General features: G+C 63.5%; 13 protein-coding genes. 8 read left to right on the top strand and 5 right to left on the bottom strand.

Annotation, left to right across the window (positions count from 1 at the left end; all coding sequences use genetic code 11):
• Positions 1-4: 4 nt before the first annotated feature.
• The 6 genes from ABHM97_RS19735 to ABHM97_RS19710 all read left to right on the top strand — a co-directional run bounded on the left by ABHM97_RS19735 (position 5) and on the right by ABHM97_RS19710 (position 7,244).
• Positions 5-1,057 (top strand): ABC transporter permease, encoded by a 1,053-nt coding sequence (locus ABHM97_RS19735; protein ID WP_349471945.1) that lies wholly within the window; start codon positions 5-7, stop codon positions 1,055-1,057.
• 45 nt (positions 1,058-1,102) lie between these two features.
• Positions 1,103-2,827, top strand: coding sequence for an ABC transporter substrate-binding protein (locus ABHM97_RS19730; protein WP_349471944.1), 1,725 nt, complete (start codon positions 1,103-1,105; stop codon positions 2,825-2,827).
• 82 nt (positions 2,828-2,909) lie between these two features.
• Positions 2,910-3,911, top strand: a complete 1,002-nt coding sequence (locus tag ABHM97_RS19725) for an ABC transporter permease (RefSeq protein ID WP_235518772.1) — start codon at positions 2,910-2,912, stop codon at positions 3,909-3,911.
• The gene (locus tag ABHM97_RS19720) at positions 3,908-4,960 is read left to right on the top strand and encodes an ABC transporter ATP-binding protein (protein ID WP_349471943.1); all 1,053 of its coding nucleotides are present in this window, start codon (positions 3,908-3,910) and stop codon (positions 4,958-4,960) included. Before ABHM97_RS19725 ends, ABHM97_RS19720 begins: the two co-directional genes overlap by 4 nt.
• Positions 4,961-4,968: 8 nt before the next feature.
• On the top strand, positions 4,969-5,991 hold the full coding sequence (locus tag ABHM97_RS19715; protein WP_349471942.1) for an ABC transporter ATP-binding protein: 1,023 nt from the start codon (positions 4,969-4,971) through the stop codon (positions 5,989-5,991).
• A gap of 23 nt (positions 5,992-6,014) precedes the next feature.
• The gene (locus ABHM97_RS19710; protein ID WP_349471941.1) at positions 6,015-7,244 is read left to right on the top strand and encodes an amidohydrolase family protein; all 1,230 of its coding nucleotides are present in this window, start codon (positions 6,015-6,017) and stop codon (positions 7,242-7,244) included.
• An 83-nt stretch (positions 7,245-7,327) separates the two neighbouring features.
• On the opposite strand, the gene ABHM97_RS19705 is transcribed toward ABHM97_RS19710, so the two are convergent.
• From ABHM97_RS19705 to ABHM97_RS19695, 3 genes are all read right to left on the bottom strand, one after another.
• Positions 7,328-7,816 carry a pyridoxamine 5'-phosphate oxidase family protein gene (locus tag ABHM97_RS19705; RefSeq protein WP_257369007.1) on the bottom strand — a complete coding sequence of 163 codons (489 nt, stop codon included), beginning with the start codon at positions 7,814-7,816 and terminating at the stop codon, positions 7,328-7,330.
• 102 nt (positions 7,817-7,918) lie between these two features.
• Positions 7,919-9,199 (bottom strand): MFS transporter, encoded by a 1,281-nt coding sequence (locus tag ABHM97_RS19700; protein WP_349471940.1) that lies wholly within the window; start codon positions 9,197-9,199, stop codon positions 7,919-7,921.
• A 265-nt stretch (positions 9,200-9,464) separates the two neighbouring features.
• A complete protein-coding gene (locus tag ABHM97_RS19695) occupies positions 9,465-10,898 on the bottom strand; it encodes an FAD-binding oxidoreductase (protein ID WP_349472000.1) in 1,434 nt (477 codons plus the stop codon).
• A 289-nt stretch (positions 10,899-11,187) separates the two neighbouring features.
• On the opposite strand from ABHM97_RS19695, the gene ABHM97_RS19690 reads away from it, so the two are divergent.
• Positions 11,188-12,930: a glycoside hydrolase family 13 protein gene (locus tag ABHM97_RS19690; protein ID WP_349471939.1), complete on the top strand. Its 1,743-nt coding sequence runs from the start codon at positions 11,188-11,190 to the stop codon at positions 12,928-12,930.
• 19 nt (positions 12,931-12,949) lie between these two features.
• On the top strand, positions 12,950-13,972 hold the full coding sequence (locus ABHM97_RS19685) for a LacI family DNA-binding transcriptional regulator (RefSeq protein ID WP_349471938.1): 1,023 nt from the start codon (positions 12,950-12,952) through the stop codon (positions 13,970-13,972).
• A 25-nt stretch (positions 13,973-13,997) separates the two neighbouring features.
• Here ABHM97_RS19685 and ABHM97_RS19680 read toward each other — a convergent pair whose 3' ends face one another.
• Positions 13,998-14,516 (bottom strand): GNAT family N-acetyltransferase, encoded by a 519-nt coding sequence (locus ABHM97_RS19680; RefSeq protein ID WP_349471937.1) that lies wholly within the window; start codon positions 14,514-14,516, stop codon positions 13,998-14,000.
• The gene (locus ABHM97_RS19675) at positions 14,509-15,003 is read right to left on the bottom strand and encodes an SRPBCC domain-containing protein (RefSeq protein WP_235518748.1); all 495 of its coding nucleotides are present in this window, start codon (positions 15,001-15,003) and stop codon (positions 14,509-14,511) included. The genes ABHM97_RS19680 and ABHM97_RS19675 overlap by 8 nt, the downstream gene beginning before the upstream one ends.
• Between the last annotated feature and the right edge of the window lie 132 nt (positions 15,004-15,135).

The following is a 15,135-nucleotide window of genomic DNA, read 5'->3' as shown; positions in this document are numbered from 1 at the left end:
TCGGATGATGAAACGAGCAGAACCGTTGACCCAGTTACAGTCCATCGAACCGAACACCGGCAGCCCGCCGCTTCCTCGGGCAGCGGCGGGCGAGTCCAAAGCGCCTGCCGAGGCCCGCTCACTGCTCGCCACTGCATGGATGCGGATCCGCCGCAGCAAGATCGCGCTCCTCAGCCTGTGCGTCGTGGTGGCCATCATGGTGTTCGCCATCCTGGCTCCCGTGTTGAGCGCCATGTCGGGAAACGACCCCTTTACGTCGAACACCAGCCCCGAGGTGCTGGATGACTTCCAAACACCCGGGCTTCCGCTTCCCGGCTACATGTACCCCTCGGCACAGCACTGGTTGGGCGTGGAGCCTGGCCTGGGCCGCGATCTCTTCGCCAGGCTTGCCTACGGCGGCCAGGTTTCCCTGACCATCGCCTTGCTCTCCACCGCTGTCTCGGTCGTGCTCGGAACTGTCCTGGGCGCGGCGGCCGGCTACTTCGGTGGCAAAACGGACGCGATCATCAGCCGCATCATGGACCTGTTCCTCGCTTTTCCCCATCTTCTCCTGGTGCTGTCGCTGACGCCCATCCTTCAGTCACGGCTCCGGGATACCCCGCTGGGCGAAGGAAGCTTCCTGCCCATGGCCTCGCTGGTGATCATCCTTGGCTTCTTCGGCTGGGCCTACCTCGCCCGCATCGTCCGTGGCCAGGTACTCAGCCTCCGCGAGCGCGAATTCGTGGAGGCCGCCAGGTCCTTCGGCGCCTCGCACGTGAGTGTCCTGTTCCGGCAGATCATCCCCAACGTCATGGGAGTCGTGCTGGTTTACGCCACCATGCTGATCCCCACCAACATCTCAGCCGAAGCGGCACTGTCTTTCCTGGGCGTCGGCGTAAAGGACCCCACACCGTCGTGGGGCCAGATGCTGAACGCCGCCCAATCCGGTAACTGGTACCTCAGCGATCCATGGTTCCTGGCCGTTCCCGGCGTCATGCTCATCGTCACCGTCCTGGCGTTCAATCTCCTGGGTGACGCCGTCAGGGACGCACTGGACCCTAAAGCTTCCCGCCACTGAATCCCGCATTCATCCCCGCATCACCACACCCCCTCAAGGAGCATCATGAAAACCCCTGCAAGAGCCTTGGCTCTTTCCGTGCTGATCGCCGCAGCCGCCACCGGCTGTGGCGCGGGACAGAACCAGCCCACCAACTCCAACCAGGCCCAGTCAGTCACGGAACTTGCGCCGGTTGTGGTCAAGTCCGGTTTCAACGGCAAGGGCGGAAACATCAACGTGCTGATGTCCTCCGACTTCCAGACACTTGATCCTGGCAACAGCAACTACGTACAGACGGCCAACGTCGGCCAGCTGTACTACCGCACGCTGACGATGGCCAAGGAAACAGCCGGCCAGCCGCCCACTGTGGTGCCGGACCTCGCAACGGACACCGGTAAAGTCTCCGACGACGGCCTCAGCTGGACGTTCACCCTGAAGGAAGGCGTGAAGTTCGAGGACGGTACACCCATCACCTCCGCCGACATCAAATACGGCGTGGAGCGCACTTTCGCGCAGGACGTCTTCACCCAGGCGCCGCAGGAGTTGAATGCAGCACTCGACGCCGGCGGGTACAAGGGGCCGTACAAGGATCCTTCCGCTGAACTCAAGGCAGTTGAAACACCCGACGAGCGGACCGTGGTCTTCCATCTGAAGAAGCCATTCGCGGAATTCCCCGCACTGGCTTCCCGCTCCAACACGGCCCCTGTTCCCAAGGCCAAGGACACCAAGCTGGACTACACCAACCACCCGGTATCCTCCGGCCCGTACATGGTTGAGTCCTACAACCGCGGCAAATCCCTGAAACTGGTCCGTAACCCGCACTGGGATGCTGCCACTGATCCCAACCGCTCGGCCCTGCCGGACACCTTCAGCTTCTCGCTGTCGACCTCCCAGGCCACCATCAGCCAGCAGTTGTTGGCCGACTCGGACCCCAATGCCATCACCCTGGACTCCAATGGCGCACTGCAGACCTCGGATTCCGCCAAGCTCGCAGACGCAAAAGTGAAGGATCGCGTGGCCTCCGGGCTGCTGGGCTGCAACGATGTGCTGAGCCTGAACACCCAGAAGATCAAGGACCCCGATGTCCGCAAGGCGATCGCACTGGCTTTGGATCGGCAGTCCATCCTGGTCCAGTACGGTGGCCGACGCTTCGGGGAGCTCACCCAAAGCCCACTGAACGCGAAGATGCGCGGGTACGTGGAGACTGAGCTGGAGCTCGACCCCACCGGCAAGCCGAAGCTCGAGGAAGCCAAGAAGCTCCTGGAGGGCAAGGACTACCCCAAGACCCTTACGTACGGTTACGCGAACAACCGCGACGCTTTCAAGAACACCGGCACCGTGGTCCAGCAAAACCTCAAGGCTTTGGGAATCGACGTGGAACTGGTGCCGATTCCGGCCCCGAACTACTACTCGGTCCTGGCCAGCGAGCAGCTTCCGGATATGGGACGGTCCGGCTGGTGCGGCGGTGCCGACCCTGCATCGGTGCGCACCTCGGCCGATCCGCTCCTGGGGCCGAACAATGACGGCACCAGCTATGGCTTCTCCAACACTTCCCGGTACTTCGACCCCGTAGTGTCCAAGGCGATGTTCGAGCTGCGCAACACTGACGGAACCTCGGAGGAACTCGGTAAGAAGTGGTCCGAGGCCTTCGGCTCAGCTTTGAAGACCTACCCGATCGTGCCGCTCATCCGCACCCACACCAACAGCGTGGTGGGCTCCAATGTCCGCAATGCCCAGGTGGGCTACTTCTTCGGCGGCATCGACCTTTCGATCGTCGGCGTCGAGCAATAGCCGGACTTCGAGAAACCAATCGGGCATAGTCCAGAAGGAGAAGCGGGCCGCCTGCATCAGCGGGCGGCCCGCAACCACCACCATGACGACTTTTATTATTCGCCGGACCGGATCGCTGGTATTGCTCCTGGCAGCGGTCAGTTTCATCACCTTTACGCTCTTCCAATTGGGCCCGTCTGATCCTGCCGCGGCTGCCTGCGGCCAGGAATGCACCCCCGAACGCATATCCGAGGCACGGGTCGCGCTGGGCATGGATCAGCCGTTCTTCGTCCAGTACTTCGACTACATCCGCGGCCTCTTCTCGTCACGGATGATCGGTGCCCCCGGCGCCCAGACGCTGTGCGAATGGCCGTGCCTGGGTAAATCGTTCCAAACCAACGAGAACGTAGCCGACATCATTGCCCGTTCCCTCCCCTACACCTTCTCGATGGCCATCGGTGCGCTTGTCCTGTGGACCATCACCGGCGTCGGGCTCGGCCTCCTGGCGGCCCTCCGCAAGGGTTCGCCGGTGGACAAGTTCATTGTGGGCGCAGCCTCTGTTGGCGTTTCCCTTCCCATCCCGGTCACGGGCCTGTTCCTGCTGCTCCTGTTCGTCAACCAACTGCACCTGTTGCCGTTCACCACCAACGAGATCAACAGCCCCTTCGGTCCGCACGGTCCCGGGGCCTGGGTGGCCAACTACCTGCTGCCCTGGATCGCGTTGGCCGTCCTCTTCAGTGCTTCCTACATCCGTGTCACCCGCACCAACATGATTGAGACATTCGGTGAGGACTTCATCCGGACCGCCCGTGCCAAAGGCCTGGCGCCCCGCACTGTGACTTTCAAACACGGTGTCCGTGCCGGCATCACCCCTGTGGTCACCATGCTGGGCATGGACATCGGCCTGCTGCTCGGCGGAGCAGTGCTCACCGAACAGATCTTCTCCGTCCCCGGCCTCGGCTTCACGGCAGTGCACGCTGCCATCGCCGGGGACCTCCCGGTCACCATGGCCATCACCATGCTCGCCGCATTCTTCGTCATCGTCGCCAACGTGGCGGTGGACCTTGCCTATGCCGCCATCGACCCCCGAGTGAGGCTCCAATGATGCAGTTGAACACCGCCCCCGCGAGCGCTCCCGCCAGCGGTACGGCCACCGCGCCGTTCCTGGAGGTCCGGGACCTCAGCGTGAAATTCCCTACGGACGACGGCGTTGTCTCCGCAGTGAACGGCATGGACTTCACCTTGGAACGCGGCCAGACCCTGGGAATTGTGGGCGAATCCGGATCCGGAAAATCCGTCACGAGCCAAGCGCTCATGGGCTTGCTCAAAGGCACGTCTGCGCAGGTCACCGGACAGGCCATGTTCCAGGGCAAGGACCTGGTGGCGCTCCCCGAATCCGCCATGCGTCAGTTGCGTGGCCGCAATATCGGCATGATCTTCCAGGATCCCCTGTCGGCGCTGCACCCGTTCTATACCGTGGGGCACCAGATTGCCGAGGCGTACCTGGTCCACAACAAGGCGAGCAAAAAGCAGGCCCGGACGGCCGCCGTCGACATGCTGGGAAGGGTGGGCATCCCCAGCCCGGAGCAACGCTATGACGAGTACCCGCACCACTTCTCCGGGGGCATGCGGCAGCGGGCCATGATCGCGATGGCGCTGATCTGCGAACCCGAACTGTTGATCGCGGACGAGCCCACCACTGCGCTGGACGTGACGGTTCAGGCCCAAATCCTGGACCTGATGTCCGGACTCCAGGAAGAAACAAACTCGGCGCTCATCCTCATTACCCACGATCTCGGAGTGGTGGCGGAAGTCTGTGACGACGTGCTGGTCATGTATGGGGGCCAATGCGTCGAGTCGGGGCCAGTGGACGGGATCTTCTACGACACCCGGCACCCCTACACCCTCGGCCTGCTCAACTCGATGCCCACCCTCAACAGTGCCCAAAGCCGGCTGAACCCCATTCCGGGCCAGCCGCCGTCGCTCCTTGACCTGCCCAATGGCTGCATCTTCAGCGCGCGATGCCAATACGCCGAAATCGCCGGCGACGGCGTCTGCGCCAGCCAGCGTCCCGAACTGCGGATCGAGGACGGGCACGGCAAGCGCTGCCATTTGAGCGGCCCGCAGCTCATCAGCATCCGGAATTCGCGTTAGGACCCGTCATGGAACATCAGCCAATTCTCCAGGTGGAGAACCTGCAAAAGCACTTCGCGCTGAAAGGTGGCCTCCTTCCCGGCTCCGCCAAGGGTTCGGTCAAAGCGGTCGACGGCGTGTCGTTCAGCCTTGCCCGCGGCCAGACTTTGGGGCTCGTGGGTGAGTCCGGGTGCGGTAAGTCGACCACCGGACGGATGGTGGCGCGGTTGCTGGACCCGACCGGCGGCCGGATCGTCGTGGACGGTGAGGACATCAGTGAACTGCACGGAAGGGGCTTGTACAACTTCCGGCGGAAGGTCCAAATGATCTTCCAGGACCCGTTTGCCTCGCTGAATCCCCGCCAAACCGTCGGGACGGCGATCGCGGCTCCCATGGTGGCGCAGAAGATCAACCCACAAGGTGGCCTGAAGAACCGGGTCAAGGAACTCCTGGACCAAGTGGGTTTGAAGCCTGAGCATTACAACCGTTTCCCCCATGAGTTCTCCGGGGGTCAGCGGCAACGGGTAGGTATCGCACGGGCCATTTCCCTGAACCCTTCGGTTATTGTCTGCGACGAACCCGTCTCCGCGCTGGACGTCTCGGTGCAGGCGCAGGTAGTGAACCTCCTGCAACAGATTCAGCGTGACACCGGCGTTTCTTACATCTTCATCGCCCACGATCTCTCAGTGGTCCGTCACATTTCCCACGACGTTGCCGTGATGTACCTCGGAAAGATCGTGGAGCAGGGACCCCGCGACGCCTTGTTCAGCAACCCCTTGCACCCTTACACCAAGGCCCTGTTGTCAGCTGTGCCATTGCCGGATCCGCGTGCCGCCCGTGAACAGGTGAAGATCCGGCTTCGCGGCGACCTTCCTTCGCCGGCCAATCCACCCAGCGGTTGCGTCTTCCGCACCCGCTGCCCGCTGATCGGCACGCTTCCCGAGGAACAACGCCAACGCTGCATCAACCAGATTCCTACACCAGCCACCCCGAACGCGCCCGCCTGCCACCACGCAGGTATGGCTGCCACGGTGCTGTCCGGTATGCAATAGATTCACTACCAAAGGAGCAAACATTGAACACCCTGATCCGCGCCGTTCGCCCGTGGGGGCATGAGCTCAGCGACGTCAGCATTGTTTCGGGCGCAACGGGCGGCCAGATCACCGCCGTCGAACCTCACGACCCTGCCCGCGCAGTTCCGGAAGGCGTCACAGTGGTGGAGGGCCGGGGACGGCTACTCCTCCCATCCTTTTCCGATGTCCATGTGCACCTCGATTCGACCCGGATAGGCTTGCCGTTCCGCGAGCACACCGGCGGTCCGGGCGTGTGGACCATGATGATGAACGACCGCCTCAACTGGCGCAACGCCGAGGTCCCCTTGCAGGACCGCGTCAACGACACCCTGGGCCGGATGATCGCGCGCGGCACCACCCGCGTGCGCTCATACGCGCAGGTGGATGTGGACTGCAGGCTCGAACGATTCGAGGCGGTGGCTGCGGCCAAGGAGAAGTTTGCGGGTCAGGCCTCCGTGGATATCATCGCTTTCCCCCAGGCCGGGTTGTTGCTGGAAGAAGGCACAGTGGAACTCATGGAGGAGGCACTGAAGGCCGGTGCCAACGTCATGGGCGGCATCGATCCCTGTACTCTGGACCGGGATCCGGCCAAGCACCTGGACATCGTGTTCGGCCTGGCCGAAAAATATCAGGTGCCCATCGACATCCACCTGCACGAGCCCGGCGAGCTGGGCGTGTTCAGCACTGACTTGGTACTCGAGCGCACCCGGGCCCTGGGCATGCAAGGCAAAGTGACCATGTCCCACGCCTACCAACTGGGCAGCGTCAACGAAGCCACTACACGCAGGCTCATTGACGCCTTTGCGGAGCTGGACGTTTCCTTGGCTTCGGTAGCTCCTTCCGCCGCAGGACAATTGCCCATCCCGCTCCTCACCGAGGCCGGCGTCCGTTTGGGCCTGGGCGAAGACGGCCAACGCGATTACTGGTCCCCTTACGGCAACACGGACATGCTGGACCGTACATGGCAGCTGGCGTTCACGCACGGTTTCCGCAAGGACGAGCTGATCGAGCACTGCCTGGCCATCGCCACCATCGGCGGCGCGAGCATCCTTGACCCCAGCGCTACCCGGCTCAAGGACACGGCCCACCGTCCCGGCGTCGAGGTTGGCGATCCTGCCGAACTGCTCCTGGTGGACGGCGAAACGGTGGCCTCCACGGTGATGGACCGTGGCAAGGACCGTACCGTGATTCATGCAGGCCGTGTGGTGGCTGACCAGTTGGAACTGGTCTAGCCGCTACGAAACCCGCCCTGGTTGGTTCTCCTCGCCGTTGAGCATGAGGAGTTCCGAACCAGGGCGGGTTTCGTTATTAACGGCTACTCGCTTCGCGCAGTCGGCGCGTCATCCAACGGCGTCCACCATGTCACAGCCGGAGTGACTGTGAAGCGACGGCCTGTGACTTTGCTGGGTGTGATGCGGATGAACTGGTCCTTCTGGCCGGCTTCCCACGGAAACAGCAGGAGGCCGATCGTGTCCAGCACGTCCTGGGTCAGCTTCACCGCGGACGCCTGGCCCCTGACCACGACGCTCCACGCCACGCCGGTTTCGGCATTGACCCCGTCGGCTTCAATGGCCACCGGGGTGTCGCCAAGGGCCGCGTGGAGCTTGGTTCCTTCGCCTGTCCTGAAGACCAGGGTTCCGTGGTCCACTTTGTAATTCACGGGGAAAATGTCGGGGTGGTCGTCCACCCACACAGCCAGCCTGCCAACTGATACGCCGCGCAAGAGCTCCCAGCACTCGTTGGTTTCAAGGATTTCCGTAGCGGGTGTGGCTGGCTGATTCGTCCCTGATGCTGAGGTCGTCATATCGCCGAGGATACGCCGCAGAGGGACCCCCCGAAAGGCCCCGCCTGCCTCCGGAAAGGTTGTCTTCAGCGCCAGGTGGTTCCACCGGCGTCGGACAGCGCCTCAGCGAAGAGATCCAGCTTTCGACGCGGGTTGCGGGGGCACCTCGGCCAGTCCGACGCCCACCACGGGCCCTCGAATCGCCAGGAATCCTGCCCCGGCCAGCACCAGCGCCTCAGCCGCGAGCGCCCAGAACGTCAATTCCCAGCCGCCAGTCATGGTGTGAAGCAATCCGGCGCCCAATGGGCCCAGCGAAGCAAGCGCAAAGCCGAACCCTTGGCTCATGGCCGAGAGCCGACCCGCTGACTGTGGCCCCGCCGAGCGGATCACCACCAGTGCCATGGCCAGGCCAAAACCGGCGCTTTGCACAACCCCGAGTATGCCGACCATGAGGAACTGCAGCCCTACAGGTGCAACCAGCACTCCCACGAGTGCGAGGGCCACGGATATTCCAAGTCCGGGCGCCATGACCCGCAGTATCCTGGGCCGGCCCGCCAGGACAGGAGCAAGGAGGCTGGCCGGCAATCCAGCGAGGCTGAACCATGCCAGCAATGCCGCAGCTTCCGAAGGCGAGAGCCCCCGGGATACCAGATACACAGCCAGCCATGAGGTGATGGCGAAGTAGAGCATGGCCTGCAAACCGAAGAACGCCGTGACCGCCCATGCTGTGCGCTGCTTCCTGAGTGGGTTGGCTGAGCCAGGTACTGGGCTGGCCGAACCAGGCACCTGGCTTGCCGTTCCCGGCGACGGGGGTGTCGACGTCGTGCGTCCTCCGGAGCGGTGGATCAAGAAGGCCCCCAGCAGGGCCGGCACGGCCCAGGCGGCAAGTGCCGACGGCAGGCTTCCGCCGAAGGCCTGCTCCAGTGGCTGGACCAGCCCGGCGCCAAGTGCTGCACCTAGTCCAAATCCCATGGTGCAGAGGCCAGTCCACCACCCCGTTCCCCTGTTGGCTTTGACGATCTGCGGAACCAACACGCTGGCGCTCATGATGGCCATGCCTGCCAGGAAAGTGCCCGGGAGCAAGAGGGCTGGCACGGTCGCACGGAGGATCAGCGCTGCAGCCAACGCCAGGAGTGCCACGGCTACGGCCCGTCCGGTTCCCAGTCGGCGAGCCAGCCACGGCCCAATGGGTCCCGAAATCCCGAAGGCCAGCACCGGCAGCGTTCCCAAGAGCGGAAGCAGCGAAGGATCGAGTCCATAAACCCCGTGCACCTGGTTCATCACCCCGGCCACCGTAGTAATTGCCGGCCGAAGATTGATGGACACCATCACAAGTGCGAGCAAGATCAGGCCCGTCGTCGCCCTCGGACCCAGACCCGGTCCACCCACCCGGTTTTCACGCACGCAATCCTCCTCATAGCTTCTTTGGTATACCAAACAAGAGTATGAGTAGAACCCAAGAAAGTAAATGTGGGTAGGTGATGCAGCCAGAGGATGAGATAGTCATACTTTGGAATACCAGAGCGGGGGTGTGATGTGGCGGCAACGCTGCCGGCGCGCCCCCAAGGGGCCCGAAGGCCCGGAACGCGGCAGCGCGCGTCTAAGGGAGGAACGACCGAGCGCGCAGAGCGTTCCGGCCCTTCGGGTCCGGCCCACCCAGATGTCGGACCTAGATAGCCTTCCCCGGGTTCAGGATCCCCTGCGGATCGAACAGCTCCTTGATCCGCCGCTGCAGCTCCCGCACGGGCTCGGGCTGCTCGAGTCCCAGCCAGCGCAGCTTGTATTGCCCTACGCCGTGCTCACCGGTGATGGTTCCACCCATCTGGAGCCCCACCCGAATGGACTCGTCCAAGGCTGCGTTCAGGCGCTGCAGGGCGTCGGTGTCGGTGACGGGGTCCACCCGGTCCATCCAGAAGGTGGGGTGCAGGTTACCGTCGCCGGCGTGGGCCACTACCTTGAGCCGGACCTGGAACCGCTCGGCCATCGCTTCAAGGGCGGCTACGAAGTCCACCAGCCGCGATCGTGGGACGGCAATGTCTTCGCCTACCCGGAATTCGTCGTCGACCTCGACGCCGCGGCTGTTGCGTCGCAGTTCCACCAGCATTTCGGCTTCGGCGCTGGCTTCGGTGGTAACGGTGGCGCCACCGTCGGCGAGGACCTGCCGTACGACGTCGGCCTCCGCAGCAGCACCGAAACCGTCGGTCTGGATGAGCAGCAGGGATTTGCCGCGTTTCTGGAGGTCTCCCCCGTGCAGTTCGTCCAGTTGCACCAGCGTGCCGTTGTCCAGGAGTTCCATGATGGCTGGCTGGACCCGTGCCCGGCCTACAGCGAGGACGCCCGCGGCGGCGCTGCGGAAGTCCTGGTAGAAGGCGGCGATGGTGTGGATTTCGCGCGGCAGGTATTTCAGTCGTACTGTCACGCCCACCACGATTCCCAGTGTTCCTTCGGAGCCCACCAGCAGGGCGGTCAGGTCGTAGCCCGCGACGCCCTTGAAGGTCTGGTGGCCGGTGTGCATCAGGGAGCCGTCAGCCATGACGACATCCAGTGCCAACACGGAATCACGCGTTACACCGTATTTGGCGCAGCGCAGCCCACCCGCGTTCGTGGCCACATTGCCGCCGATGGTAGACATTTTGTAACTGGCGGGGTCCGGCGCGTACATCAGTCCGTGTTCGGCGGCTGCTGCGTTCAGTTCGGCGTTGATGACGCCGGGTTCGACGACGGCGGTCTCGTCGTCGGGGTTCAGGTCCAGGATGCGGTTCATCCGTTCGAGACTCAGGACGATGCACCCTTCGGTGGCGTGCGCACCACCGGAGACACCTGTTCCGGCGCCTCGGGCGACGATCGGAACCTGGTGTGCGGCGCAGGTGCGGACGACGTGTTGCACGTCCGCCACGGACTCAGCCCAAACGACGGTAAGGGGCAGGTGCCGTTCCAAGAGGGGGCCCTGGTCGGCTGAGTAGGTGCTGAGTGTTTCAACGTCCAGGGCCAGATTGCCGGCGCCCAGGCCTTCCGCAAGGTCGCGCAGGAAAGCCCGCTGCGCTGCTGATGGCTGGGCTGCTTCGCCTTGGCCGTGTGTGCGTTTCTGTGGTGTACCGGCCATGGCCATTTCGTCAGACAAGGTGTTCCCTTCACACGAGCACCGCGGACACGCCAACCCGGCAGTCTTCGCAGTGTTTCCGTGCTCATAGTCTAGCCAGCGGACCCTTGGCCGTTTTGGCACAGCCGGGCTAAATCCGCCGGGCCTCCCTCGATGGCGTCTGTAAGCGTTTCCAGACTTTGCCCCGAACTTACTCCTGCGAAAATCCGCCCCACTTCACTTTGCTGCGGGTGGCGCGTTCATGAAAGTGGAAGCGCTTTCAATATTCCGGGCTGTCTCCTACGATGTGTCCATGTCCGTTGATTCATTGCTCTCAGTTGAGGCCTACGAGCCCACTGCTGCATTCACGCAGATAACCCCAGTCCACGACGCCTCCGACGCCCACGGTTGGTGGCGTTCCGCCGTCATCTACCAGATTTATCCGCGGTCCTTCCGCGACCTCAACGGTGACGGTGTAGGAGACCTGGCTGGCATCACGGAAGAACTGGGGAAGCTTGCAGCTTTGGGAGTGGACGCCGTGTGGCTGTCGCCGTTCTACCGTTCGCCCCAGAGGGACGCGGGTTACGACGTGAGCGACTACTGCGACGTCGACCCGCTGTTTGGCACCCTGACGGACTTTGACGCACTGATTGCCGAAGCCAACAGGCTGAACCTGCGCGTCATTGCGGACCTGGTTCCCAACCATTGCTCCGACCAGCACGTAGCGTTCCAGGCGGCACTCCAGGCCGGACCTCATAGCCCCGAGCGCAACATGTTCATCTTCAGGGACGGGCTTGGTCCCGACGGCAACGAGCCGCCCAACAACTGGCAGTCGCACTTTGGCGGCTCGGCCTGGACCCGCATCATCGAAGCGGACGGGAGGCCAGGACAGTGGTTCCTGCATCTTTTCGACTCCTCGCAGCCGGACTTCAACTGGGACAACCCTGCGGTCCACGCCGAGTTTGAACGCGTGCTCCGTTTTTGGCTGGACCGCGGTATTTCCGGCTTCCGTGTTGATGTTGCCCACGCCTTGGTCAAAGCCGCAGGCCTTCCCAACTGGGGCGGCCGTGCTGATGGCAACAGCTCGGACGGCTTCCCGGGCCAGGATGCTCCCATGTTCGGCCAGCCCGCACTGCACGACATCTACCGGCGCTGGCGCTCCATCCTGGAGGAATACGGGCCGGACCGCATCCTCTGCGCCGAAGCCAATGTGGACCCGCTTCCGCGGCTGGCGCTGTGGGTCCGCCCCGACGAGATGCACCAAGCCTTCAACTTCCCGTACCTGCATGCCGGCTTGGACGTCTACCGCCTTCGCCACACCATCACTGACTCCCTGGTCTCGCTGGATGCTGTCGGGGCCCCGAGTACTTGGGTTCTCTCCAACCACGATGTTGTCCGGCACGTTTCCCGGTTCGGCTACGACGGACCTGGCCCCCGCGATGGTGATGGCATAGGGCCTGACGACGTACAACCCAACGAGGAACTCGGACGACGGCGGGCTGCCGCGGCCACCATGTTCATGCTCGGCCTGCCGGGCGGCGCCTACCTTTACCAGGGTGAGGAACTGGGCCTCCCCGATTCCACCACCATCCCCGCCGCGCTCCGGCAGGACCCCACGTTCAGCCGGACAGGCGGGGCCCGCATCGGCCGCGACGGCTGCCGTGTGCCGCTGCCGTGGCGGTCCGCGGACGCCAACGCCGGATTCGGGGACGGCAAGGATCCTTGGCTGCCCCAGCCCGAGTCCTGGCCCGCACTGGCGAGGGACAAGCAGGAGTCCGATCCGGCGTCGCACCTTAACCTGTACCGTGCATTACTGGCCGAAAGGGCCGTACTCCGACTCGGTGAAGGATCATTGGCCTGGGTGGAGGATTACTGCAGCGGCTCGTCGCTCGCGTACCTCAACGGATACATTTTGGTGGTCATGAACACGGCACACCAGCCCATGCCAATGCCGCCCGGAGAGCTGATCCTGCGCAGCTCCCGGCATGTAGGCGCGGAACCACAGGCTCCTGATCAAATAAGCTCGGGAGAGACAGTCTGGCTCAAAGTCAGCTAAATCTTTTTCAAGGAGCGGGATGACCGGTATCAAGGACGTTGCCGAGCGCGCAGGTTTGTCCGTGGCAACAGTTTCCCGGGCCCTGAGCGGCAAAGGCAGCGTATCCCCTGCCAGCCGCGCACGTGCCCAGGCTGCCGCCTCCGAGCTGGGTTTCGTTTTGTCCTATCACGCATCCAGCCTGGCGTCCGGCCGGACCCACAACGTTGGCCTGGTGGTACCCTCTGTCCATCGCTGGTTCTTTTCAGCGGTGGTGGAGGGCGCATCAACAGCCCTGTTGGAGGCGGGCTACGACCTCACGCTCTACAACATCGGGGAGAATGCGGCCCACCGGCAGAGTGTCTTCAACGATTTCCTTCTGCGTAAGCGTGTGGACGCGGTCATTGCGGTCTCCTTGGAATTGAGCGAGAACGAGCTCCGGCAACTCCACGCCGTGCACCGCCCGATTGTTGGCATCGGCGGGCCACTGCCTGGGGCCTCCACCATCAGGATCGACGACACGGCCATTGCGCGCCAGGCCACCAACCACCTTCTAGGCTTGGGGCACACCAAGATCGCCCACATCACCGGTCATGAAGCCTACGATCAGGACTTCCATCTGCCCGGAACCCGCCGCACCGGTTTCGAAAAGGCAATGAACGACGCCGGATGTCCGGTCAGGCCCGAACGGATCGTTTCTGCGGACTTCACCATAGAAGGCGCCTATGCGGCCGCCCGGCAGTTGCTTGCCGGCGCGCCGGAACGGCCAACCGCCGTCTTCGCAGCATCTGACGAAATGGCGATCGGCACCATCCTGGCTGCCCGCGACTTCGGGCTGCGCGTCCCGGACGACATCTCGATCATGGGCATCGACGGACACGATCTTGGTAACGTCATGGGCCTGACTACCATCGACCAGGATGCCAAGGGTCAAGGGGCACTTGCAGTCCGTACCCTCCTTGGGGCGATCACCAACGGCACCCCTCTCGTCGCAGCGGACACGCAGCACCCCACCAGGCTCGTTGTGCGCACCAGCACCGCTGTTCCACCGGCCGACGCGAACTAGCTGTACTAGCGCTCTGGCCCGCCGTCTACAGCAGCCGTTCCATCACGAGCTCCAGCTTGGCCGGATCTTGCGGATAGGGCCGGCTGGCACCCGTCAACTCGAATCCATGGCGGCTGTAGAACGCTTGAGCCCGGGCATTGTCCTCATGGACTCCCAGCTCAAGACGATCGGCGCTCAGAGACTCCCCTGCGGCCCTGCACGCCTCATTCAAAAGCTCATCAGCCAACCCCAAGCCGCGATGCTCAGGGGCCACGTAAACACTGATGAGCATCGCTTCCCGTGTCGACTCAGAATCCTGCGGGTGCTTCAGGACCACCCTCATCAGCCCGTAGAGCGTGGGATCGTCTTTGCCCCCATCCGCAACCAGCGTGACGTTGCCATCCCCGCACATTGCGGCCGCTCGCTGCTGCCATTGGGTATCCGTCTGCCGACGTGCCGCCTCCAGGCTTTCGATGTAAGCCATGGGGGTGTCTGCAAGCATCTCCAAGCGAACGTTCTTCAACAACAACCAGTCATCGGCGTGGAGCCGGCGGACCCTAGGCAACGGCTCCGCCCATGAATCTCACGTAGCGCTGCAGCACGCGAGGCCAACCCTCGGCATAGGAAGCCCGTGAAGCCTCAGGATCCTCGGCCCCTTCCCAACCATCGTGGACCAGGCGTACCTCCGTGCCTTCATCAACTGCACGGAATGCCACACGGATTTCCGTGGACCACAAGGGGGTGCTCGCCGGGTACCAGCTGGCATGGAAGGACAGGGGTGGCTGCCAGTCGTCAATGGTGCCCCAGACAGAGGTGCGGCCGTCCTCGGCTGTCTCCAGGATCAGGTTCTCCTCAAACTCCACATGGGAACCGAGCCCAAAGACGCTCTCCTCCTCCATGGGCCACCACAGGTGGGGGTGGTCAGTGAAGCCCTGGAAAGCATGCGAAACGTTCGATGGGACCACCACGGTCACCACCAGGGGCTCAAGCTCATTGCCGGACTGCTCGGAGGGCTCGGGTTCGGACGCGGGATGGCTGAAGAGATTTTCCATGACCACCTACTTTACCGGCGGCGCGAACCGGGTGGTTAAATGGGGGGAGCCCCGACCGTCGTGGTCGGGGCTCTCCCTGTTAATGGTTGTCCGGCGGTGTCCTACTCTCCCACACCCTCCCGGGTGCAGTAC

The organism is Paenarthrobacter sp. CAP02 (assembly GCF_040137855.1).
Classification (GTDB): Bacteria; Actinomycetota; Actinomycetes; order Actinomycetales; family Micrococcaceae; genus Arthrobacter.
Note: the sequence above shows the minus strand (reverse complement) of the source record. Positions and strands in the feature narration are given on the sequence as shown.

Bases quoted from the DNA above. Each gene is read 5' to 3' on its own strand.
- ABHM97_RS19720 (WP_349471943.1), top strand. From the start codon at position 3,908: ATGATGCAGTTGAACACCGCCCCCGCGAGCGCTCCCGCCAGCGGTACG.
- ABHM97_RS19705 (WP_257369007.1), bottom strand. From the start codon at position 7,816: ATGACGACCTCAGCATCAGGGACGAATCAGCCAGCCACACCCGCTACG.
- ABHM97_RS19675 (WP_235518748.1), bottom strand. From the start codon at position 15,003: ATGGAAAATCTCTTCAGCCATCCCGCGTCCGAACCCGAGCCCTCCGAG.
- ABHM97_RS19690 (WP_349471939.1), top strand. From the start codon at position 11,188: ATGTCCGTTGATTCATTGCTCTCAGTTGAGGCCTACGAGCCCACTGCT.
- ABHM97_RS19695 (WP_349472000.1), bottom strand. From the start codon at position 10,898: ATGGCCGGTACACCACAGAAACGCACACACGGCCAAGGCGAAGCAGCC.
- ABHM97_RS19730 (WP_349471944.1), top strand. From the start codon at position 1,103: ATGAAAACCCCTGCAAGAGCCTTGGCTCTTTCCGTGCTGATCGCCGCA.
- ABHM97_RS19725 (WP_235518772.1), top strand. From the start codon at position 2,910: ATGACGACTTTTATTATTCGCCGGACCGGATCGCTGGTATTGCTCCTG.
- ABHM97_RS19685 (WP_349471938.1), top strand. From the start codon at position 12,950: ATGACCGGTATCAAGGACGTTGCCGAGCGCGCAGGTTTGTCCGTGGCA.
- ABHM97_RS19715 (WP_349471942.1), top strand. From the start codon at position 4,969: ATGGAACATCAGCCAATTCTCCAGGTGGAGAACCTGCAAAAGCACTTC.
- ABHM97_RS19735 (WP_349471945.1), top strand. From the start codon at position 5: ATGATGAAACGAGCAGAACCGTTGACCCAGTTACAGTCCATCGAACCG.